Genomic DNA, 422 nt, shown 5'->3' on the forward strand with positions numbered 1-422 from the left:
GCATTATCTTTAAAGGCGCTACCCGCCCTGACGATATGCGGAAAAGTGGCCAGCACGCCGCCCACCGCCAGCCCCTGAACAAAACGGCGCCGTGAAACAGATAACGGCATCATGGTTTTGGCTTTTGTCATTTGGAACCTCCAATGCATTTTGTATGCTAAGCAGTGTAGTGTGCGAAACTGTCAGCAGCATGACCTGAACATGACAAAGTTGTAATCTTAGCGTCATGTTGCTGTTTGCTGCTTTATGGCGTAATACTGCCAGAGCTATGCCAGATCCATGTTTGGGGAGAACAAGGTGCGTTTGCTGATTGTAGAAGATGAACAAAAAACCGGTGACTATTTAAAGCAAGGCCTGAGCGAAGCCGGTTTTCAGGTGTCACTGGTCAGAAATGGCCTGGATGGCCATCATCTGGCGATGAC

At 49.1% G+C, this 422-nt stretch carries 1 protein-coding gene; it reads right to left on the reverse strand.

Translation table 11 applies throughout. The features are described 5' to 3' along the window. Positions 1-149: twin-arginine translocation signal domain-containing protein (locus tag J3B89_RS21065; protein ID WP_349814243.1), on the reverse strand; the 149-nt coding region annotated here is incomplete at its 3' end. Positions 150-422: the final 273 nt, after the last annotated feature.

The organism is Rheinheimera oceanensis (assembly GCF_018831085.1).
Lineage (GTDB): Bacteria > Pseudomonadota > Gammaproteobacteria > Enterobacterales > Alteromonadaceae > Alishewanella > Alishewanella oceanensis.